At 45.5% G+C, this 19315-nt stretch carries 20 protein-coding genes; 19 read left to right on the top strand and 1 reads right to left on the bottom strand.

Translation table 11 applies throughout. The features are described 5' to 3' along the window. The first annotated feature begins 3 nt into the window (after positions 1–3). The 19 genes from BM736_RS13605 to BM736_RS13515 all read left to right on the top strand — a co-directional run bounded on the left by BM736_RS13605 (position 4) and on the right by BM736_RS13515 (position 15974). A complete protein-coding gene (locus tag BM736_RS13605; RefSeq protein ID WP_076413090.1) occupies positions 4–738 on the top strand; it encodes a flagellar basal body rod protein FlgF in 735 nt (244 codons plus the stop codon). 46 nt (positions 739–784) lie between these two features. Further along, on the top strand, positions 785–1570 hold the full coding sequence (gene flgG / locus BM736_RS13600) for a flagellar basal-body rod protein FlgG (protein ID WP_076413088.1): 786 nt from the start codon (positions 785–787) through the stop codon (positions 1568–1570). Positions 1571–1605: 35 nt separating this feature from the next. Beyond that, positions 1606–2268, top strand: a complete 663-nt coding sequence (gene flgH, locus BM736_RS13595; RefSeq protein ID WP_076413087.1) for a flagellar basal body L-ring protein FlgH — start codon at positions 1606–1608, stop codon at positions 2266–2268. Positions 2269–2360: 92 nt separating this feature from the next. After that, positions 2361–3497 carry a flagellar basal body P-ring protein FlgI gene (locus BM736_RS13590; protein ID WP_076413085.1) on the top strand — a complete coding sequence of 379 codons (1137 nt, stop codon included), beginning with the start codon at positions 2361–2363 and terminating at the stop codon, positions 3495–3497. Then, entirely contained in the window at positions 3497–3949 is a 453-nt protein-coding gene (locus tag BM736_RS13585) for a rod-binding protein (RefSeq protein ID WP_076413083.1), read from the top strand. The genes BM736_RS13590 and BM736_RS13585 overlap by 1 nt, the downstream gene beginning before the upstream one ends. Before the next feature lie 56 nt (positions 3950–4005). Beyond that, entirely contained in the window at positions 4006–5370 is a 1365-nt protein-coding gene (flgK, locus tag BM736_RS13580) for a flagellar hook-associated protein FlgK (RefSeq protein WP_076413082.1), read from the top strand. A 64-nt stretch (positions 5371–5434) separates the two neighbouring features. Continuing rightward, positions 5435–6352: a flagellar hook-associated protein FlgL gene (gene flgL, locus BM736_RS13575; protein ID WP_076413080.1), complete on the top strand. Its 918-nt coding sequence runs from the start codon at positions 5435–5437 to the stop codon at positions 6350–6352. A gap of 14 nt (positions 6353–6366) precedes the next feature. After that, positions 6367–7410 carry a hypothetical protein gene (locus tag BM736_RS13570; RefSeq protein WP_256717855.1) on the top strand — a complete coding sequence of 348 codons (1044 nt, stop codon included), beginning with the start codon at positions 6367–6369 and terminating at the stop codon, positions 7408–7410. A 402-nt stretch (positions 7411–7812) separates the two neighbouring features. Next, complete coding sequence (locus BM736_RS13565; RefSeq protein WP_076413079.1) at positions 7813–8619, top strand: flagellin; 807 nt, start codon at positions 7813–7815, stop codon at positions 8617–8619. Positions 8620–8944: 325 nt separating this feature from the next. Next, a complete protein-coding gene (gene fliD / locus BM736_RS13560; protein WP_076413077.1) occupies positions 8945–10303 on the top strand; it encodes a flagellar filament capping protein FliD in 1359 nt (452 codons plus the stop codon). A 17-nt stretch (positions 10304–10320) separates the two neighbouring features. Next, on the top strand, positions 10321–10701 hold the full coding sequence (fliS, locus tag BM736_RS13555) for a flagellar export chaperone FliS (RefSeq protein ID WP_076413076.1): 381 nt from the start codon (positions 10321–10323) through the stop codon (positions 10699–10701). After that, entirely contained in the window at positions 10670–10996 is a 327-nt protein-coding gene (locus BM736_RS13550; RefSeq protein ID WP_076413074.1) for a hypothetical protein, read from the top strand. The genes fliS and BM736_RS13550 overlap by 32 nt, the downstream gene beginning before the upstream one ends. Next, positions 10986–12119 (top strand): flagellar hook-length control protein FliK, encoded by a 1134-nt coding sequence (locus BM736_RS13545; RefSeq protein ID WP_076413073.1) that lies wholly within the window; start codon positions 10986–10988, stop codon positions 12117–12119. Before BM736_RS13550 ends, BM736_RS13545 begins: the two co-directional genes overlap by 11 nt. Before the next feature lie 14 nt (positions 12120–12133). After that, positions 12134–12592 carry a flagellar basal body-associated protein FliL gene (fliL, locus tag BM736_RS13540; protein WP_076413071.1) on the top strand — a complete coding sequence of 153 codons (459 nt, stop codon included), beginning with the start codon at positions 12134–12136 and terminating at the stop codon, positions 12590–12592. Between the two features lie 11 nt (positions 12593–12603). After that, positions 12604–13326 carry an RNA polymerase sigma factor FliA gene (locus BM736_RS13535; protein ID WP_076413069.1) on the top strand — a complete coding sequence of 241 codons (723 nt, stop codon included), beginning with the start codon at positions 12604–12606 and terminating at the stop codon, positions 13324–13326. Between the two features lie 15 nt (positions 13327–13341). Then, positions 13342–14199 carry a flagellar motor stator protein MotA gene (motA, locus tag BM736_RS13530; protein WP_076413067.1) on the top strand — a complete coding sequence of 286 codons (858 nt, stop codon included), beginning with the start codon at positions 13342–13344 and terminating at the stop codon, positions 14197–14199. Then, positions 14199–15209 carry a flagellar motor protein MotB gene (locus BM736_RS13525; RefSeq protein ID WP_076413065.1) on the top strand — a complete coding sequence of 337 codons (1011 nt, stop codon included), beginning with the start codon at positions 14199–14201 and terminating at the stop codon, positions 15207–15209. The genes motA and BM736_RS13525 overlap by 1 nt, the downstream gene beginning before the upstream one ends. Further along, positions 15206–15640 (top strand): hypothetical protein, encoded by a 435-nt coding sequence (locus BM736_RS13520; protein ID WP_076413063.1) that lies wholly within the window; start codon positions 15206–15208, stop codon positions 15638–15640. The genes BM736_RS13525 and BM736_RS13520 overlap by 4 nt, the downstream gene beginning before the upstream one ends. A 49-nt stretch (positions 15641–15689) precedes the next feature. Beyond that, positions 15690–15974, top strand: a complete 285-nt coding sequence (locus BM736_RS13515; RefSeq protein ID WP_076413061.1) for a hypothetical protein — start codon at positions 15690–15692, stop codon at positions 15972–15974. A 62-nt stretch (positions 15975–16036) separates the two neighbouring features. On the opposite strand, the gene BM736_RS13510 is transcribed toward BM736_RS13515, so the two are convergent. Further along, complete coding sequence (locus BM736_RS13510; RefSeq protein ID WP_256717854.1) at positions 16037–18547, bottom strand: bifunctional diguanylate cyclase/phosphodiesterase; 2511 nt, start codon at positions 18545–18547, stop codon at positions 16037–16039. Positions 18548–19315 lie beyond the last annotated feature (768 nt).

Below are 19315 nucleotides of genomic sequence, written 5' to 3'. Positions count from 1 at the left end.
GTCATGGATAAGATGCTCTATACCGCTGCAAGCGGGGCAGCACGAGTGATGGAAGCACAAACAATACGTGCCCATAACCTAGCTAATGCTGAGACCACAGGCTTTAAGGCCGATCTTGAACGGGTTAATGCCAAGGTCGTTGCGGCGACAGGAAATAGCCTACAAACACGGGTCATGGCGCAAACCGAAAGCAGTGGCTTTAGTCAACAAGCGGGTGCGATGAACCCTACTGGTAGAACCTTAGATCTTGCGATTAAAGAGCAAGGTCTATTTACCGTGATGACTGAGCAGGGAGAAGGTTATACCCGCTCAGGCAATATCGTACCCGACACTAATGGTCAACTCACCATAGATGGGCGACCCGTGTCAGGCATTGATGGGCCAATCGTGCTGCCTGAGTATCGTGAACTCTTTGTTGGTGACGATGGCAGAATCAGTGTTATCGCAGCTGAAGGCGGCATTATTGAAGAGGTGGGTCAACTTAAGCTAGTAAACCCAGAACTAGACACTGTCGATAAAGGGCTTGATGGCCTGCTCTATAGCCGTGATGGAGAGCCGCTAGCAATCAATAATGAAGTGCGTGTTGATAGCGGTTTTCTTGAAGCAAGCAACGTCAAAGCAGTTAGCGAGCTTATCGCCTCAATGGATCTTAGCAGGCAATTTGAGATTCAGGTCAAGCTGATGAAAAGTGCTGAGAAACTCGCAGAAGCCGGTAACCGGCTTATCCGTAACGCCTAACCATTAGGCGCAGGACCACCAGCGTTAATAGAATTAAGGAATCAAGATGCAATCCTCGTTATGGGTAAGTAAAACTGGCCTCACGGCTCAAGATGTAAAGATGACTACCATTGCCAACAACTTGGCAAACGTTAATACCACAGGCTTTAAGCGTGACCGTGTCGCGTTTAACGATCTGTTCTACCAGACACAACGTCAACCGGGTGGCCAAGTCGATGAACTCAATGAGCTGCCATCAGGTCTGCAGTTAGGTACTGGTACACGTGTTGCGGGTACCCAAAAAGTATTTACAACAGGCGACCTGCTCACCACTAATCAACAACTCGATCTCGCCATCGAAGGCCAAGGCTTCTTTCAAATTGAGGAGCCAAATGGTGAACTGGCTTTCACTCGTGATGGGCAGTTTTACCGTAACAGTGATGGGCTAATGGTGACATCACAAGGCTTACCTTTAGTCCCCAATATTGAGATCCCTGAAGATGCGCAAACCATCACTATCGCAACCGATGGTGTCGTGACCGCGCAGATCTCAGGTCAAGCTGAAGCGCAAGAGTTGGGGCAGATCACCTTAGCCAACTTTACTAACCCTGCAGGCCTAGAAGCCCGTGGTGACAACCTCTATCGTGAAACAGGCGCATCAGGGGCAGCCATAGAGGGCGTTGCTGGCGATCAAGCCATAGGTCAGCTACGTCAAGGGGCACTAGAGGGCGCTAACGTGAACGTTGTTGAGGAGATGGTTGAGATGATTTCGACCCAGCGTGCCTATGAGATGAATGCCAAGGTGGTTTCAGCCTCAGATGACATGCTTAAGTTCCTCAATCAGGCACTTTAAGCCTTTACTCTTTGATTATCAGATAAGGAAAACAGATGCGCCACATATGGATAGGAATGCTATTACTGTTATCTGGATGTGTGTCTCACTTCCCCGAGCCAGAGACCAAGCCGGGGCAACCTGAGTGGGCACCACCAGAGATAGACTACAGCCTACCTGAAGCAAAAAATGGCAGCGTATATCGACAGGGCTACATGCTAACCCTGTTTAAAGATAAACGTGCTTTTAGGGAGGGAGACATCCTCACCGTTGCTCTGGATGAAAAAACCTACTCCAGCAAACGCGCAGATACTAAAGCGAATAAAGAGCAAGACATGTCAATTGGCGGTCAAGCTTCTACTGGCAGTGACAGCTTCAGTGGTAGTGGCAGTGGCGCCGCTTCTCGCGGCTTCAAAGGATCGGGTTCTAGCACGCAACAGAACCAGCTTTCAGGCTCAATCACTGTCACGGTGGCTAAAGTCTTGCCTAATGGCGCCCTGCTTATTCGAGGCGAAAAATGGTTGAGACTCAACCAAGGTGATGAATACCTGCGCCTACTAGGCCTGATCCGTACCGATGATATAGGTAACGATAATACTATCTCCTCACAGCGGATTGCCGATGCGCGCATCATCTATGGTGGCCAAGGCGCAATCGCTGATAGTAATGCGATGGGCTGGGCTGCACGTTACTTCAATAGCCCTTGGTTCCCACTATGATTCAGGCCGTTACACAGCTTTTATCAGCGAGCTATATAAGGTTTAACGCCATGCCTTATTTTACCATTTTCACCTGCTGCAAAGGTTAACCAATGAGACAGTTCAGTCTATTTATAGCGAGTGCTTTTCTCGCTTTTGTTATCGCTCAGCCCCCAGTTCAAGCTAAGGGCCAGAACCGTTATCTTATGGATATCGTCGACGTCCAAGGGATCAGGGATAACCAGCTGGTCGGTTATGGTCTAGTTGTCGGACTCGACGGCACAGGTGATAGAACCCAAGTTAGGTTTACCAGTCAGTCTATCGTCAACATGCTCAAACAGTTTGGCGTGCAGATAGATGGCAGAACCGACCCTAAACTGAAAAACGTTGCAGCAGTTGCAGTCCACGCAACCGTGCCACCTTTGGCAAGCCCAGGCCAAACACTCGATATTACCGTCTCATCTTTAGGTGATGCCAAAAGCCTACGTGGCGGTACCTTACTGATGACGCCTTTAAGGGCGGTCGACGGTGAGATATACGCAGTAGCTCAAGGTAACTTAGTCGTTGGTGGCGTTTCAGCACAAGGACGCAATGGCACCTCAGTCACCATCAATGTCCCGACCGTCGGGACCATCCCTAATGGGGCGCTATTGGAAGCACCGATGGAAAGTGACTTTAATGACAATGAGCAGATAGTGCTGAACCTAAGAGCCCCAAGTTTTATGACTGCTCGCAATATTGAGCGACAAGTTAATGCACTTTTTGGCCCTGATGTCGCTCAAGCAGACAGTAGTGCCAAAGTGTTGGTACGTGCGCCTAAAAGCAATCGCGAGCGCGTTACCTTTATGTCTATGCTCGAAGAGCTACAGATAGAGCAAGGTCGAAAGTCACCTCGAGTTGTCTTTAACAGTCGCACAGGCACCGTGGTTATGGGTGGCGATGTGGTCGTTAGAAAAGCTGCAGTAAGCCATGGCAACTTAACGGTTTCTATTACCGAGCAAGAGTTTGTCAGCCAACCTAATGCGCCAGTATGGGGAGGCCAAGGACAGGGAGAAACAGTGGTTATCTCAGATAGCCAGGTCGACATAGACACAGGTGATGGTCATATGTTTGTTTGGCCTGAAGGCATCGCTTTAGAGGAAGTTGTTCGCGCGGTTAACAGCCTAGGCGCTTCCCCAATGGATCTGATGGCAATTTTACAGGCGCTTGATGAAGCGGGTGCCCTAGAAGCTGAACTGGTGGTTATCTAATGAAATTAGAAAACTCACATGGATACCTTAATAACCTGAGCGCGGGTGAACTGATCAAAGCAAACGGTGAACATGGCGCACTTAAATTAGTCAGCCAACAGTTTGAAGCGCAGTTTTTGCAAACGGTGTTAAAGCAGATGCGTAGCGCATCAGATGTGATGGCAGACAGCGACAGCCCACTGTCATCACAAAATGATGGTATGTATCGAGATTGGCATGATGCTGAGTTAGCCGGCCGTTTAAGTCAGATGCAGAGTACTGGGCTGGCTAGCGTTATGACAAAACAATTAAGTGCCGCGCTTAAGTCTCAGCCTGACACGGTCGCTTCTACTGAACATACCCTAGAGGCTAATGCAGCAAATTCAGCCCAGTTTAACGGGCTAAATAGTGGCACTAAGGCGATGCAACCAGCACTCGTCGTTCCACTGTTTAACCAGGCAAACAAAGAGTAATTGCTCCACATAGCGGCTCACGCTAACGACACGAATAACAGAGATAAGGAAATATTATGAGCATGCTCAATATCGGCATGTCAGGACTCACATCGAGTATGGCAGCCCTGAATGCAACCTCCAATAACGTCGCAAATGCCATGGTGCCAGGTTACTCGCGCCAGCAAGTGATGTTGAGCTCTGTGGGTGGTGGCGTATACGGCAGTGGTGCTGGAGTACAGATAGATGGCGTTCGCCGTATCTCAGATCAATATGAGGTTGCTCAACTCTGGAATACCACCAGCGGTGTGGGCTACTCACGCGTTAAAAGTAGTTACTATGGACAGGTTGAACAGATCTTTGGCTCTAAAGGAAATAATATCTCCTTTGGACTCGATCAGCTGTTCGCTTCACTCAACTCAGCACTTGAACAACCAAGTGATATCGCTTACCGCCAAGGAGTGCTCAGTGAAGCCAAAGCGATGGGGCAAAGGTTTAACTCTATTAGCCAGTCGCTTAACTCTCAGCTAACTCAAATTGAGGGCCAGATTGGTGCCTCAGCAAAAGAGATAAACTCACAACTTGAAACCATAGCTAAGTTCAATGAGGAGATACAAAGATCGGGGGCCGATGTTCCCGCCTCACTGTTAGATGCCAGAGATGCGGCTATCGATGATCTGTCGCAACTGGTTGATATTCGAGTCACTGAAGATGCGAACGGCATGGTCAATATCTCTCTGGCGCAAGGTCAACCACTGCTTTCAGGTACGACTGCATCCACGTTAGAAGTGAAGCCAGATCCTAGCAACCCAGCACTCAGTACTATCACCATAAAATTTGGCGAATCAAGTTTTCCATTAGATGAAAGTGCAGGCGGAAGCTTAGGTGCGTTACTCGACTATCGTGACAACAGCCTGATGGAATCGATGGCCTTTGCCGATGAGATGGCCGTCACCTTTGCCGATGAGTTTAACGCCATTTTAGCAGGTGGTACCGATCTTAATGGCAACACGCCAACCCAAGACCTGTTCACCTACGACCCAACAAACCCAGCCGGTAGCCTCAAGGTCACCGATGGTTTTACCGCCGAGATGCTCGCTTTCGGTAAAGATGGCACCCCAGGTGATAACAGCAACCTCAAAGAGCTGATTGAGCTAGCGAACAAGGAATTTACCTTCGCATCTATCGATGTAACGGCTTCCATGGGAGATGCCTACTCAAGCATAGTGGGAAAACTCGGCTCAGAATCAAGACAAGCGCAAGTCAGTGAAGATACCGCGCTCAGCCTACAAAGAGAGGCTCAAGCACAATGGGCTAGTACAAGCGGAGTCAACATGGATGAGGAGGCAGTCAACTTAATCATCTACCAACAAAGCTATCAAGCCAATGCCAAGGTGATCTCCACAGCCGATCAACTCTTTCAAACCATACTCAACATTTAGTGGCCTACAGCGATAAGCCCCAGAGTCGATCAGCGCTAGTGATACAGAATAGAGGAACAAGATAATGCGAGTCAGTACCCACAACCTATATGCCAGTAATCTAAATAGTCTGCAAAACTCCACAGCAGACATAGCTCGCCTAAACCAGATGATGGCAACAGGTAAGTCAATCCTGCGCCCATCAGATGATCCTATCGGCTCAGTGAAGGTGATCTCAAGTCAACGTGATGTAGCGGCGACAGAGCAATACCTAAAAAATATAGGGTCGCTGAGCTCAAGCTTTGGTCGTGCAGAAACCAACCTCTCCTCTATGGTTGAGATAGAGTCGCGTATGCGAGAAATCACCCTTTCGGCTCGCAATGGTTCACTGTCAGCTGAAGACAGAGCGGCTTACGCCTCTGAACTTGAAGAGTTACTGGAAGCGTTTGTTGGCGCCGTCAATGCACAGGATGATGCAGGCAACTATATCTTTTCAGGTAATGAAACGAACACGGCACCAATAGGTCAAGATGCTAGTGGTAACTACATCTATCAGGGAGATAATAACCAAAGAGAGGTACAAACATCTGGCTCATCTTGGATGGCTGCCAATGTGACAGCAGAGCAGTTTCTTTTCTCGAATGGTAGTAGCGATATCCTTAACCAAACACAGGACTTTATCGATGTGCTTAAGGACCCCAGTTTATCTCCAGGTGAACCAGGATTTGATAACATCGCCAACACCATGATGGATACCCTTGATGACACGCTATCGAGCGTCAGTGGTGCTATAACGGATATAGGTGGTAAACAGAAGAGTCTGATGTTGATGGAGGAGTCCCATGAAGAGATGATTCTATTCAACCAAGAGGTGATTGGTGACACAGAGGGGCTAGATTATGCCCAAGCGACAGCTGAGTTTAATCTTAAGCTCACCACATTAAAGGTCACCCAGCAGACTTTTGTACAAATCAGTCAACTCACCCTGTTTAACCAACTTTAACAAGGAAGTACGACATGGCTATGGTTAGTGGAGTTTCAGATGCGCTGAGTGTTCAGCACCGTAGCCAAACTGTCAGCGCCCCTGTTGGTGAGCAACCAGCTCTCAAGCAGACTGAAACGAAACAAAGAACAGATATCCCCACCCATAGATTAAAGAGCTACTCTCGTTGGGCGAAAGTGACGCAGGGTCAACATAAAATCTCAGCCTCTCAGGTGGCTGAGCAAGGCTTAAGACAGATAACCCATCTACTAAAGCAGCTAAAGAAACAGAGCCAAAAAGCATTAAGTGTAGAAGGTCAGCAGCAAATAGAGTCGAGCAATCTCGCAAAGCAGATGCAGAAACGGCTCTCAAGCATTCAAGTTGAATATCAAAACACACCGCTAATCGATCATCAATTAAACCTGATATCGCCCAAGCGCCCAGCTGCACTTTATGAGTTCAAATTAAAATCTGTCGAACTTGCTAGCCCTAAGCCAAGAGATGAGCAAGTTGTTATCCAGCTAGCTCAAAAATCAGCGAGTCTCTATCTACCTGCTAACGACAATGCCCACCAGCTAAAGGCAAAAATAACCAAACAGATGGACTCGCTTGGCATTGGAGTATCAAAGTCTAATAGTTTTGTCGCTAACACCGAAACGATATACACCACCAATAAAAGCCACTGGCAAACGTTAAAATCAGGCATTATGATGACCGGGCAAGGGCAGCGACTTCCTGCTGGTGAAGCCAGAACAATCAAAGTTGATGAACAGTTGTCATGGCAAGATCCAAGAGAGTGGCGCTTTGGCACCAATGAGGAGCTTAAACAGGCTATCGCTAAGATCAATAAGTCACTACATAAAGTGGACCAGCAGCTACGAGAGATAGGTGAAGCTAAGCTAAAACTACAACGTCAGCTCGATAAACTAAACCTTAGCCAGAGTGACAGCCAAATGATTGAAGAGACACTCAATCAGTTAGACAGTCATATGCAGTCCAGCCCCTTCTATAAGCAGGTCACAGCTGTGATGGCCCAGGCTAATGTGACGCGCTCTCACGTTTCTTCATTATTAAAGTAGTCCCTTTCATTTTTAGTTTGTTGAAAGTCGGTCGCTATATCAATTTGACCTGATAAGTTTTCAAGCGGTTTTCGAGCCCCTATTCGTCTCCCTTGATACGCTTTCCATGTCCTTCCTATTTGATTTTTTGATTCATTTAACCGGCTATATAGCTGGTTTTTTTATCTCACACTTACTAGTAACCCGTTGTAAGCAAACCTAAAAGCAAGCAACCAGTTTGTGTTCTAATTTATATTTTTTTAACTATTTTTTAGTCGAAGGTTCAGTTTCAAATTTGGGAGTCGTTTTATCAAATATGAGACACAACGAATTGTTTAACTGTGACTTACTGTTCCTCATTAAAATTTATTGAGCCAGCTAAGCCTCAGATGAATAACTTTTAAAATATTTGGAGAAACAGCCATGTTATCAGTTCATACTAACTATGCGTCTATGGTCGCTCAAAATGCTGTAGGTAAAAACAATAGCTTACTTACAACCTCTATGGAGCGCCTATCAACAGGTCTTCGTATCAACAGTGCATCTGATGATGCTGCCGGTCTACAGATCGCTTCTCGTCTAAACGCTAACGTTGTAGGCATGGAAACTGCTAGCCGTAACGTGTCAGATGCAACTTCTATGCTTCAGACTGCCGATGGCGCGCTGGATGAGCTAAACACAATCGCTAACCGCCAGAAAGAGCTAGCTACACAAGCGGCTAACGGCGTGAACTCAGCGGAAGATCTAAAAGCACTGAATGCTGAATACCAAGAGCTAACAAAAGAGGTCGATCGTATCGTTGGCCAAACTGAATACGCGGGTAACAACCTATTCGCTACGTTAGACGGTGGAGTTAAATTCCAGATTGGTGCAGGTGCTGCTGAAACATTAGATGTTAAGACTGATGTTGTGGCTAAGCTTGCTGGTGATACTACTGATATTAGTGCTGCAGGTGGTGGTACTACCGCAATTGGCAACATAGATACATTTATCGATAACATTGGTAATGAACGCTCTAATTTAGGTGCCAACATTAACCGCCTAGGTCATACATCATCTAACTTAGCTAATGTCACCGAAAATACTAAAGCGGCTGCTGGCCGTATCATGGATGCCGATTTTGCTGTAGAAACAGCAAACATGACTAAAAACCAGTTACTTGTTCAAGCAGGTACTAGCATCCTATCTTCAGCCAACCAGAACACTGGTTTGGTTATGGGTCTGCTATAAGCACCTAAGCTTACTATCTAGAGTAAGCTGTATAAAGGAGCCTTACGGCTCCTTTTTTCTATCTAGACCTCACTATAACTCTCCCGTTAACAACAAGATTTCTCTAACACTCACTTCATCTCTCCCACAAAAGGTCGCCTTTAAACCTTGTCGGCTAGTGGCTTTGCATTCAACGAACTAAGCGGAAGCCTCACTTCCCGTATAGCAGATTTAATCGGAAGTGATTTAGAGACACTTAATCACAACACAAAAGTAAAACCAATTTAAACAATAACTTAACTTTTGGCATAGAGATTGCCCTACCCCTTTAACAGGAGGAGTCACAATGATATCTGGTATGAGTGCCGCCCAGTTCGCCGAACAACTGATTATGGCTGAACGTATGGGTAAAGATGAGCTCTACAAAACCCAAATGAATCGCTATCAAGCTCAGCTTGATGCCTATGGTGTGCTAGAGAAAAGCTTAAACAACATGACCAGTAAACTGGAAAAAATCGATGGCGATGCCTTCGATGATAAAACAGTTTCAGTCAGTGATGACAATGCCTCTGTTACTGTCGGCACCGATGCGCCTGAAGGGAGTTATGACCTCATCGTCAAACAGCTTGCTCAAGCCCATCAGCTAACAAAAACCTTTGCTAGTGAAGATGCTACAGGTCTTCCAACCAGTGGAGATTTCACCATAGAGATAGATGGTGAGGTGCTGACCATAGATATGGGCGCAATCAATAGTGATGGCAGTGTCACCATCAGCCAGTTCAGAGACTATATCAATGATCACCCCGACAACCCTGGGGTACAAGCTTCTTTAGTACGCACTGGTGGCAATGTTGAGTTTATGCTGACCTCAACAAAAACAGGTGCAGCGAGTGAGATCACCGTACTTGATAACGGTGCCAGTTTTGGCATGACAGAACGCCGCGCCGCCCAAGATGCATTGGCAACACTCAATGGTATTGATATTCAGAGTAGTAGTAACTACCTAGAAAATGTCGTCGATGGCATGAATATCGAACTCAACAAGGTTCATCAAGCCGGAGAAAGTAGCACGATTACAGTCGGGACTGACTTCGAATCCAGCGAGCAAGCGGTTAACGACTTTGTCGATGCCTTCAATACTCTTATGGATCAGATCAACAAGCTTACCCGCTCTATGGGCAGTGAAGTTGCCGATGAAGTTGATGATGAAAAAGATGATGACGACGAAGACGATGACTCTTCATCTGGCAGTGGCTCAGTCACTGAAGAGCAATTAGGAGTTCTAAAAGGGGACTCTAGCATTCGCATGCTACAAAACAGCATGAGACAAACAGTTTTCACCCCCTCACCTAACGGCATGCGTCTATCGGATATTGGCATTGAGATGACTCGTGACGGCAAGCTTGAGGTCAATGACGACAAGCTCTCAGAAGCCCTCAAAAGTGACCCATCTGCAGTAAAAGCCATGTTTACCGACGATGGCGGTTATGTCGACCGCCTCGATACCATGATCGATCCATTTACTAAGTCTAATGGCTACTTAGATCTTAAGCAGGGCAACCTAGATAAACAGGTTTCTCGCGTCGAAGACAACATGGATCGCCATGACTACCAGATGCAGCAAAGGTATCAGATCTACCTGGCCCAATTTACTGCAATGGAAGCCAACATTATGAAAATGAGTTCAGCCAGCGGGCTGTTTTAACAAAGGAAACCAACACTATGTTGAATGAGCATGATCCCTTCAGCGCTTATAAACAGACAACTTTAGATGCCAGAGCAGCAGCGGCAAATCCCCACGAGATGGTACGTATGCTGCTTGATGGACTACTCGAAGAGATGGAGCGAACTCGAGGGTTTATGGAGCGTAAAAGTTTTGAAGATAAGGGTAAGAGCGTTAATAAGTGTCTCAACATAGTGCATGGACTCGACTCAATGTTAGATCTTGAAAATGGTGGTGAAGTCGCAACAAGCCTGAACCGCCTTTATGACTACTGTAGTCGACAACTCGTTGCTGCCAGCGTTGAAAATAGCCCAAGTAACTTAGACCCCATCATAGAGGTGATCACTAATGTCAGAGAAGGTTGGGCAAATCTCAATTGAGCAGTGGGGACAGTTTGAACATGCCCTTTTAAAACATGCTAAGTCAAAGGACTGGGACAAGGTTATTAAGATCAACGAGCTGATGATTACGGCACTTACCAGTGAAGGAAAGGCTAAGAGTCGAGCCCAATTTGCTGCTAGACAAGCTTTGGCTAAAACCCATGCTCTCGTTCTTTCTCAGCTTAAGCAAGATAAAGATAAATTGGAAATCGAAATGAAGCAATTCAAAAGCCAACAGGATGGATTAGCAGCATACCAACTGACCAGCCTAAGTGGGGAAAGTGATGATATCTAGTACGATAGATCTAGCTGCTACGCCCCACAATTCAAAGAAGTCAGAGCAAAGCATTACTGATGCTACAGAGGACCTGTTGTCACTCGAACAGAGTGAATTCTCTGTTTATGCATCGGCAAGCCTTCCACAATTACAGGCGCTGACCACAGCAGGTACTTCAACGCCACAATCCCTTGAAGCGCATATCGGCAAGTTACAAACCCGCTTAGGTGCTGAAGCTACATTTAGCTCAGCCAGTCTGGATAAGAATCTTGAAGCAAAGGCTTATGAACCTAGCAAGCTCATCAACTTAGAGTTAGCCAAGCCACTGTCTTCTGAGCGCGCTTATACAAATGACCTCAGCCAAATAGTAGGGGCTATTGACCCTAAGCTTGCGAAAGTTATCGATAGAGGTTTGCCCGAATCAATACGACTCAACCATTCTAATACGCTCACAGAGCAGCAGTTGAGTAATCAAGATCCCAAAACCACGTTTCAAGCCTCAAAACAGAGCCAATTATCAACAATGGCACAGCCTGTATCGAACCAAGTTGCCACAGGTGTAGGCAATGCACTTAAAGGGGATATCAACCCTCAAGCGAACTTGATGCTAAATCAGATACTACAGGTAAATAACCAAATTCCAGACACAGATCCCGCGACGGTCGCGATTACAACGACCACTAGAGCCCAAGCTGCTGTGAGCCAGTGGGGACCGGTTTCAGTTTCAACCGCTGCACCTTTAGCTCAGCAGGCACAGGAGATGCTCACTCCACTAAGAGAGCAGCTGAGATTTCAGATCGATCAAAAGATTAAGCAAGCCGAGCTTAGGCTTGACCCTCCCTCTTTAGGCAAGGTTGAACTCAATATCCGTCTCGATGGCGATCGTTTACATATTCAGATGCATGCGGCCAATCCCAATGTTAGAGATTCGCTGCTAACAGGGCTTGAACGTCTCCGTGAGGAATTAGCGATGGATCATGGCGGACAGATTGAACTCGATATCGGCCAAGGTGAAAAAGAGCGACAGCCCGATGAGCGGCAAGCAAGTGTGATAGCGGATCATCAAATAGAGATGCTTGAGCCTGAATCCCCCCAACAAGACAAGCAGCAGATCAGCAATCAAATAGATCTATTAGCCTAACTAGGAGTAAGCCAATGGCTTTTGGTAATAGCAGTATGAGTAAAAAAATAACAATCTTACTTTTTCTTATCCTTTGGACAGCCTCAATATTTTGGGTTGGTTGGCAATCTCCAAGTATCATCGGAGGCCCATTTATTCCGAAAGAAACTCAGGATAACAGTGCAAAATTCTACCCATTAGATCGCTTTGTAATCTCTGTGCCTGGAGACAAATTCCCCCACTACTTGCTACTGGAGCTTGCTCTAAAGAGCAGTTCACCAGATGTCACCAAGACACTTTCAGAAGCAGATCCTCTTGTCAGAAACTCACTGATGAAGATGTTTTCTCGTAAACACTTTAATCAGTTAAACGATTCCAACCAGCTCGAAGGATTACAGCTAGAAGCCTTGACGCTACTTTCTGACGTACTTAAAGAGAACAACTATGAAATAGAACTCGATGAAGTGCTATTTACTCGCATGGTTATACAGTAGGAAGCGACATCATGAACTCTGGCCAACTCGCATACCAAGAATCATTTGAAGATAAAGCAATCAACAGGCTCAGTGAGAGTCAAGTAATGAAGCAGTACCTACCACTGGTCAAACGCTCTGTATCTCAGTTACGTAGTCACTGTGGCGCTGCATTAGCCATTGAAGACATGGAGCAGATTGGCATGATGGCGCTGCTTGAATCATCGAGACGCTATCCTGGCGAGTTTGATAACGGCTTTATCTCATTTGCAGGTCAGAGGATCCGAGGCGCTATTCTTGACGAATTAAGACGACAAGACTGGCGCCCTCGACCTGTAAGGCAGCAAGCACACGAACTGAATGATGTCGTACGTAAGTTGATGCGCAAGCTGGGGCGGGACCCCACCGATATAGAGGTTGCCCAGACCATGGGAATAACGAGAGAGCAGTATCGTGACCGCCTGTACGCCTCTCAATCTGAATCAATGAAAAGCTTAGATGACATGCTAAGTGCTGGTAGTCACTTCTCCGATAACGTTAATGCTATTGAACAATTTTCATCCAAACAGACATTAATGAAGGCAATATCGAAATTAAGCAAAAGAGAACAGGTGATCCTGTCGCTTTATTATCAACATGAACTCAATTTAAAAGAGATTGCCGGAACCCTAGGGTTAACTGAAACGCGGATCTGCCAACTACATAAACTGGCAGTCAAACACCTTCAGGAGATCTACCAACAGTGGGAAAGGTAATATAGGTAAGGAAACATGAGTAAGATTTTAGGGCTAGTCATCATTCTATTGTCGGTCTTTGGGGGTTATGTCTGGGCAGGGGGTAACCTAAGCTCACTTTGGCAGCCCGCTGAGATTCTTATCATATTTGGCGCCGGCTCTGGGGCCTTGATAATCGCTAACCCTAGAGCAGTCCTTGAAGAGATGCTCATTCAGCTAAAAGAGCTTATCTCAATCGAAAAAGAGGATCCTGAGCTTTACCCTCAACTCTTTGGTTTGATGGGAATGTTGATGAACCAAATCCAATCTCAAGGGCTTAAAGTACTCGATGAGCATGTCGAGAAGCCAAGAGAGAGTTCACTGTTTCTAATGTATCCCACAGTGCTAGAACACCCTAATGTGCTGCAATTTTTAATCGATAACCTACGTCTGCAATCTATCGGAAAAATATCTCCCCATGACCTTGAGCATATTTTAGAGGAGGAGATCTATCGTATCGAAGAGGACCGCATGAGGCCTTCGCATGCGCTAGCCAGAGTTGCAGAAGCTATGCCAGGCTTTGGTATTCTTGCCGCTGTGATGGGAATTATTATCACCATGTCCAGCATCGATGGTCCCATCACTATGATAGGCGTTAAAGTAGCAGCGGCTTTGGTGGGGACTTTTATTGGTATTTTTGCTTGTTACTGCTTATTTGAACCTGTCTCTAAGGCGCTGGAGCATTTGGTCGAAAGAAAATCCGCTCAACTACGCTGTGTTGCAGCCATTTTAACGGCCTTCTCTAAAGGCAAACCCCCCATGCTAGCCATAGACGCCGGAAGAAAGCAGATACAGAGTGAAAACAGACCTAGCTTTGTCGAACTTGAACGCTGGATGGTGGAGCAGAAAAGCTAATGGCAATAAAAAATGAGCCACTAGTGATCAAAAGACGTAAACGTAGCAAATCCAAAGGCTCCCACGGGGGCGCTTGGAAAGTTGCATTTGCCGACTTCACCTTAGCCATGATGGCACTCTTTATGGTGCTGTGGATCTTACAAATTGCCGACCAACAAGAGCGAACTATGATAGTTCAGTATCTCAACGGCGATATGTTTGCATCGGGTTCAATAAATCCGTTCGATCTTTCTCAGTCTCCGTCGATGATCGATCTTCAGGGCTCTGTTGCACTGCAACAAGCCATAATTCCCGCGACGGGAACGGGAGTGGACAGAGCCGGGCCAGCAATGCACAACCATATACCGGCAGGTGAAGATAACCCTAAAGCAGGTAAAGGCCCTGAGCTAAACTCGTTGGTACCAGGGCAGTTTGAAACTCAATCACAGCTAGAGTTTCTAGCTAGAGAGGTCAACAAGGTCATTGATCAGGTTAACCTCAGCGCCAATGTTGAAATAAAGGTCGTTCCCCAAGGTATCAGGATCCTTGTACACGACAACATTCACCAGTTTATGTTTACCCGAGGTAGTTCTGATATGAAACCATATTTTGAAGATCTACTTATGGCACTAGGGCCGCTTCTGGGTAAGGTCGAAAATAAGATCAGCATATCGGGCCATACAGACTCTACCCCATATGCTGGAAAAACATTTACCAACTGGGAACTGTCTAGCCAACGGGCACTGCTTGCAAGACGGGTATTGGAATATGCAGGAGTGAAACGCGATCAAGTCATTCAAGTCACCGGAATGGCCGATCAGGTACCTTATATCACTGACGACCCAGCGGCGGCAGCTAATAGACGCATCGAAATGTTAGTACTAACCAGCTCAACGGAGTCACAAATAAGAGAGATGGCAGGACTTCCAAGTAAGCCACCGAAGGAGGACGCCAGACTCACTCAGGCGCAACAAGCTGCAATGGATAACCAACCTCGTACTCGTTATCCAGAGCAATGGACAACTCCATGAGTCATTTTGAAGAGTTTATTCCAGCCGAAAAAAAGCAAGCAAATGAATTGCCCAATCATGAGCATCGACAATACTTGCGCATAAACCTAAGAGAGACAGGTGATGAGTCTCTGGCGCTTGCCTGCGATGGCGTGACGGTTGAACTCTATGCGGACAATTGGTGGCGAAAGCAGAGGTTGGGAATAGCTAATATCAAAAATATAGGGCTAGGTGGTGCGGGACTACTATCTGCAACTAGGCTAACTGTCGGCAGGTCAATAATCATAGAGTTTCAAGGCCAGCGCCTCAAGCTTGAAGTAGCAAGGAGTTGGCCTGTGAACAACAAGCTGCATTTTTCAGGTGCTAAGTGGGTTACTCAGGATGAAAATGAGATCATCAACATGATTAATCTTATCACCAAGAAAAATACATACACCCCAGCCAGTATCTAGCTCAATCTAACTCAACCCTGATTGAACTGCGATTTTTTTAGAGGTTTCCATGGAACGCATCTATCGGCGAAAAGGACCTGATGGTCTACAAAAGCTCTTTTTGTACCTCATACTGCTAGACTGGTTTATCTTGTTGTATATCTCGACAGAGATAAAGCATATGACATTTCGCCATGGTGCCGTAGCATCTATAATGCTCACCCTATTTAACCTTATTTTGGTTAACCTCTGCTACCGTAGAGCCAGGCGTTCTGGAGATAGTTATTTGATCTACCCGGTGATAGCTGGTGCTTTATTCTCTTTTGTTTTAATGAGTTATTTTTTCTTCTTTTAAGCAAAGACGAATCATCTTCCCACTAAAAGTAGCGCTAAATACAGGCCTAAAAATAGTGAAGCTTAACTGACAGACATTAACTTTTTTGTGGGAGCGGAGGCTATAAAACCAATAAAATCAGCCTCTGTTAGTGGCCTAGAAAAAAGGTAACCTTGGAACTTATCGCATCCTTCATGCATTAAAAATTCATATTGTGCCTGAGTCTCTACCCCCTCTGCGACAACTTGCAAATTTAATGCGTGCGCCATATCTATGATTGCTTTAACAATGGCATTTGATGAGCTGTTCTTACCGATTTCACTGACAAAGCTGGCATCAATCTTTAATCTAGAAAGCGGTATACTCTGCAAGTAGCTTAAAGAGCTATAGCCAGTACCAAAATCATCAATAGCAATTGATATACCGGCCTGCTTTAGCCGCAGCATTACCTGCTTAACCGAAGCCAAATTATTGAGTAAAGCATACTCAGTAAGCTCTAGTTCGATGGTTTTAGCATGAACGCCATGCTCGGCAATATGTTTGAAAAGTCCATCGACAAACTCCTCCTGATTAAACTGTCTGGCACTAACATTTATCGCAACAGCATCTAGTTGTAATGCTTTGTGCTCTAATCGCTTAATAAAGTCACAAGTCTCTATAAGAACCCAGCGCCCCAGCTCTTCAATTAAAGCACTCCCTTCTGCTAATGGAATAAAAGTGGCTGGCGAGATATTCCCCATCTCAGGGTGGTGCCATCTCAACAGTGCTTCAGCTGAAACGACAGTACCGTTTCGATCAATAATGGGCTGATACATGAGTGAAAGCTGTTTGGCAGCAATAGCCCCTCTTAGCTCACTTTGAATAAATAAACTATGTTGAGCGACCTCCTCCATCTCAGCGGTATAAAGTAAGTATCCATCTCTTCCCCTATCCTTAACCTGTTGCATAGCAACACCAGCCTGCTTAATTATCTGCTCTGGAGATATTTGAATCGACTGCTCAATAAAGCAGGCTCCAACACTGGCAGAAACAGCGATAGACTGGTTATTGATATTAAAACTGCGAGCAATGATTTGACGTATCTGACTGGCAAGAGCGTGCACGTGACGCCTCGCGGTATTACTATCATCAGATAGATTCTTAGTTAACACGACAAACTCATCGGCTCCAAGTCTTGCAACTAAGGCATTACTTGAAAAGTAACTAGAGAGACGCGCGGCGAGTTGGATCAACAATCGATCACCATGATGGTGGCCTAACGCTTCATTAATTAGCTTAAAGTTATCCAAGCCAATCAGGTATATGCCTGCGGAAGCATGCTGATGGTTTTCCTTCAGAGAATAAAGTTCATCGAGTAGACAGCTACGATTAGGCAGGTCGGTAAGCAGATCATGCTTAGCTTGATGAATAACAGCCTGCTTATTCCTGACTTCATTTGAAACGTCAGCGTGAGTACCAATCATTCGAATGGCTTTACCTTGCTCATCCCACTCAACGACCATGCCTCGGTCTAACACCCAGATGTAGTGACCATTTTTATGTTTAAGACGATGGACACTTTCAAATTCGTCTAGCTCATTATTCAAATATTGATTTAGCGTGTTTAACGCATCAGCTTTATCTTCCGGGTGCAGCAATGACTCCCAAGTCGATAACTCACTAGCTAGCTCATCACTGTTATAGCCAAGCATCTCTTTCCAGCGATCAGATAAGAAAACTTCCCCGCTAGCAAAGTTCCAATCCCAGATACCATTTCTAGAGACTTCAATAGCAAATAGCCAACGCTGCTGACTATCATTTAGCTGCTTCTCACTGCGCTCTAGCTTGTCATAAAAATTGATGAGATGACTCTTAATCGCCTCTAACTCGCTAAAAGCAACATTCACAGAGGAAAGGTGCCAATCAGAACTAGCACCAATTCGGCGAGGCTTATCATGGCTGACTAAACTAGCTTGCTTTGCCATAAGGCGAAGCGGTCTAATCAAATAGATATGATAAAACACAAGGAACAAGAGCAAGCCAATGAAAGTCACTCCCCATGAACGGATAGCACTCTGTAAAACTCGCTTGTCGACTTTAGTTAAAAGAGGGGATACATCATATTCTAAATATATAATGTTATTACTATCAATTAGCATGTCAGAGGTAATGGTAAGCGGAGAGTATGCCTGGATAGATAGTCTTGATTGGTTAAAATAGGTAAGAGAGTCGCCCTGTAAAGAGGCCTGTTCATGCATCGATGAGTCGTAACCATCGATAACAAGCTTTGCGGAACTTCCACGCCAGACAAGATGGTTTGCGAAACGAATTTCACTATTTTGCTGTAACACCGTATAGACCATTACCTCTAGATCTATAGCTGCCAGTGAGACCTCCTCCTCAACCCTATTAGAATCTTGCTCGCTCATAGCAAGCTCAACAATATGCTGCATTCTAAGTAGGTGCTTATCAATCCGCTCCATTGTTTCAACAACAGCCTGAGTACGGCTTTCATCACGTGCATAAAAGTACTCTGCCGACATCAGACAGAAGTAGAGCAAAAATGCTAAAGCAGGAACAACATAAACCAAAGATGGCCGACGAATCTTCAACAAGTTAATAAGCACCCAGATAGACATAGAGAGGACAAGAATAGATATTGGCAACTCAAAATGTAGTAAAAGTAATGAAATCCCATTTCATCAATAAAGATAAATGTTAACAAGCCCATCATCAGCAAGATACATAATTTAATAAATAAAAACCATGCTACAAATTAACTGCTCAGAGTCAGTGACTATATGAACCTGTATAAACCTACAAACAAACCAAAATCATCAAGCAAACTAGATGCTGAAAATGGTTATTAAACGAAACGAAGGCTGCATATAAATTTCCAACTATTAGCATGCTGTTATGTATGGTCAGAATGTTAAAGCACCTTCAGGACTACTTGTGGAGCGGATGTTCCCTAAATCTAAATCGTTTATTAGGCACCTGGAAATGACCTACGACCCATATGGATGTGGGAAGTGTCAATTATGCACGACTGAATGGATTCAGGAGGTAGGGTAACGCAGGAGCTGTTACCGAGGATGCTAGAGCCTTTATCGACCGACGTCGGAAGAAGCTATTTTGTAGCCTGCAACAAAGGCGCCTTTCAATGTCCAGCTTCGAGCAAGCTCTCCGCGTTCAGAGCCAACATCAAGCTTCGCTTGATAAGCGTAGGCTCGTCACCCTACTATCACATGAAATGAAGCATGCTTCGCATGCGCTATTTACTTCCCATGTTCGAGTGGTCATTTCAAAAGCTGTTAAACGAAAAAATCCCCAACACAAAGTGCTGGGGATTTATCGTTTATTAGGCGCCTGGAAATGACCTA

The sequence above is a fragment of the Shewanella sp. UCD-KL12 genome (genome assembly GCF_001957125.1).
Lineage (GTDB): Bacteria > Pseudomonadota > Gammaproteobacteria > Enterobacterales > Shewanellaceae > Shewanella.
Note: the sequence above shows the minus strand (reverse complement) of the source record. Positions and strands in the feature narration are given on the sequence as shown.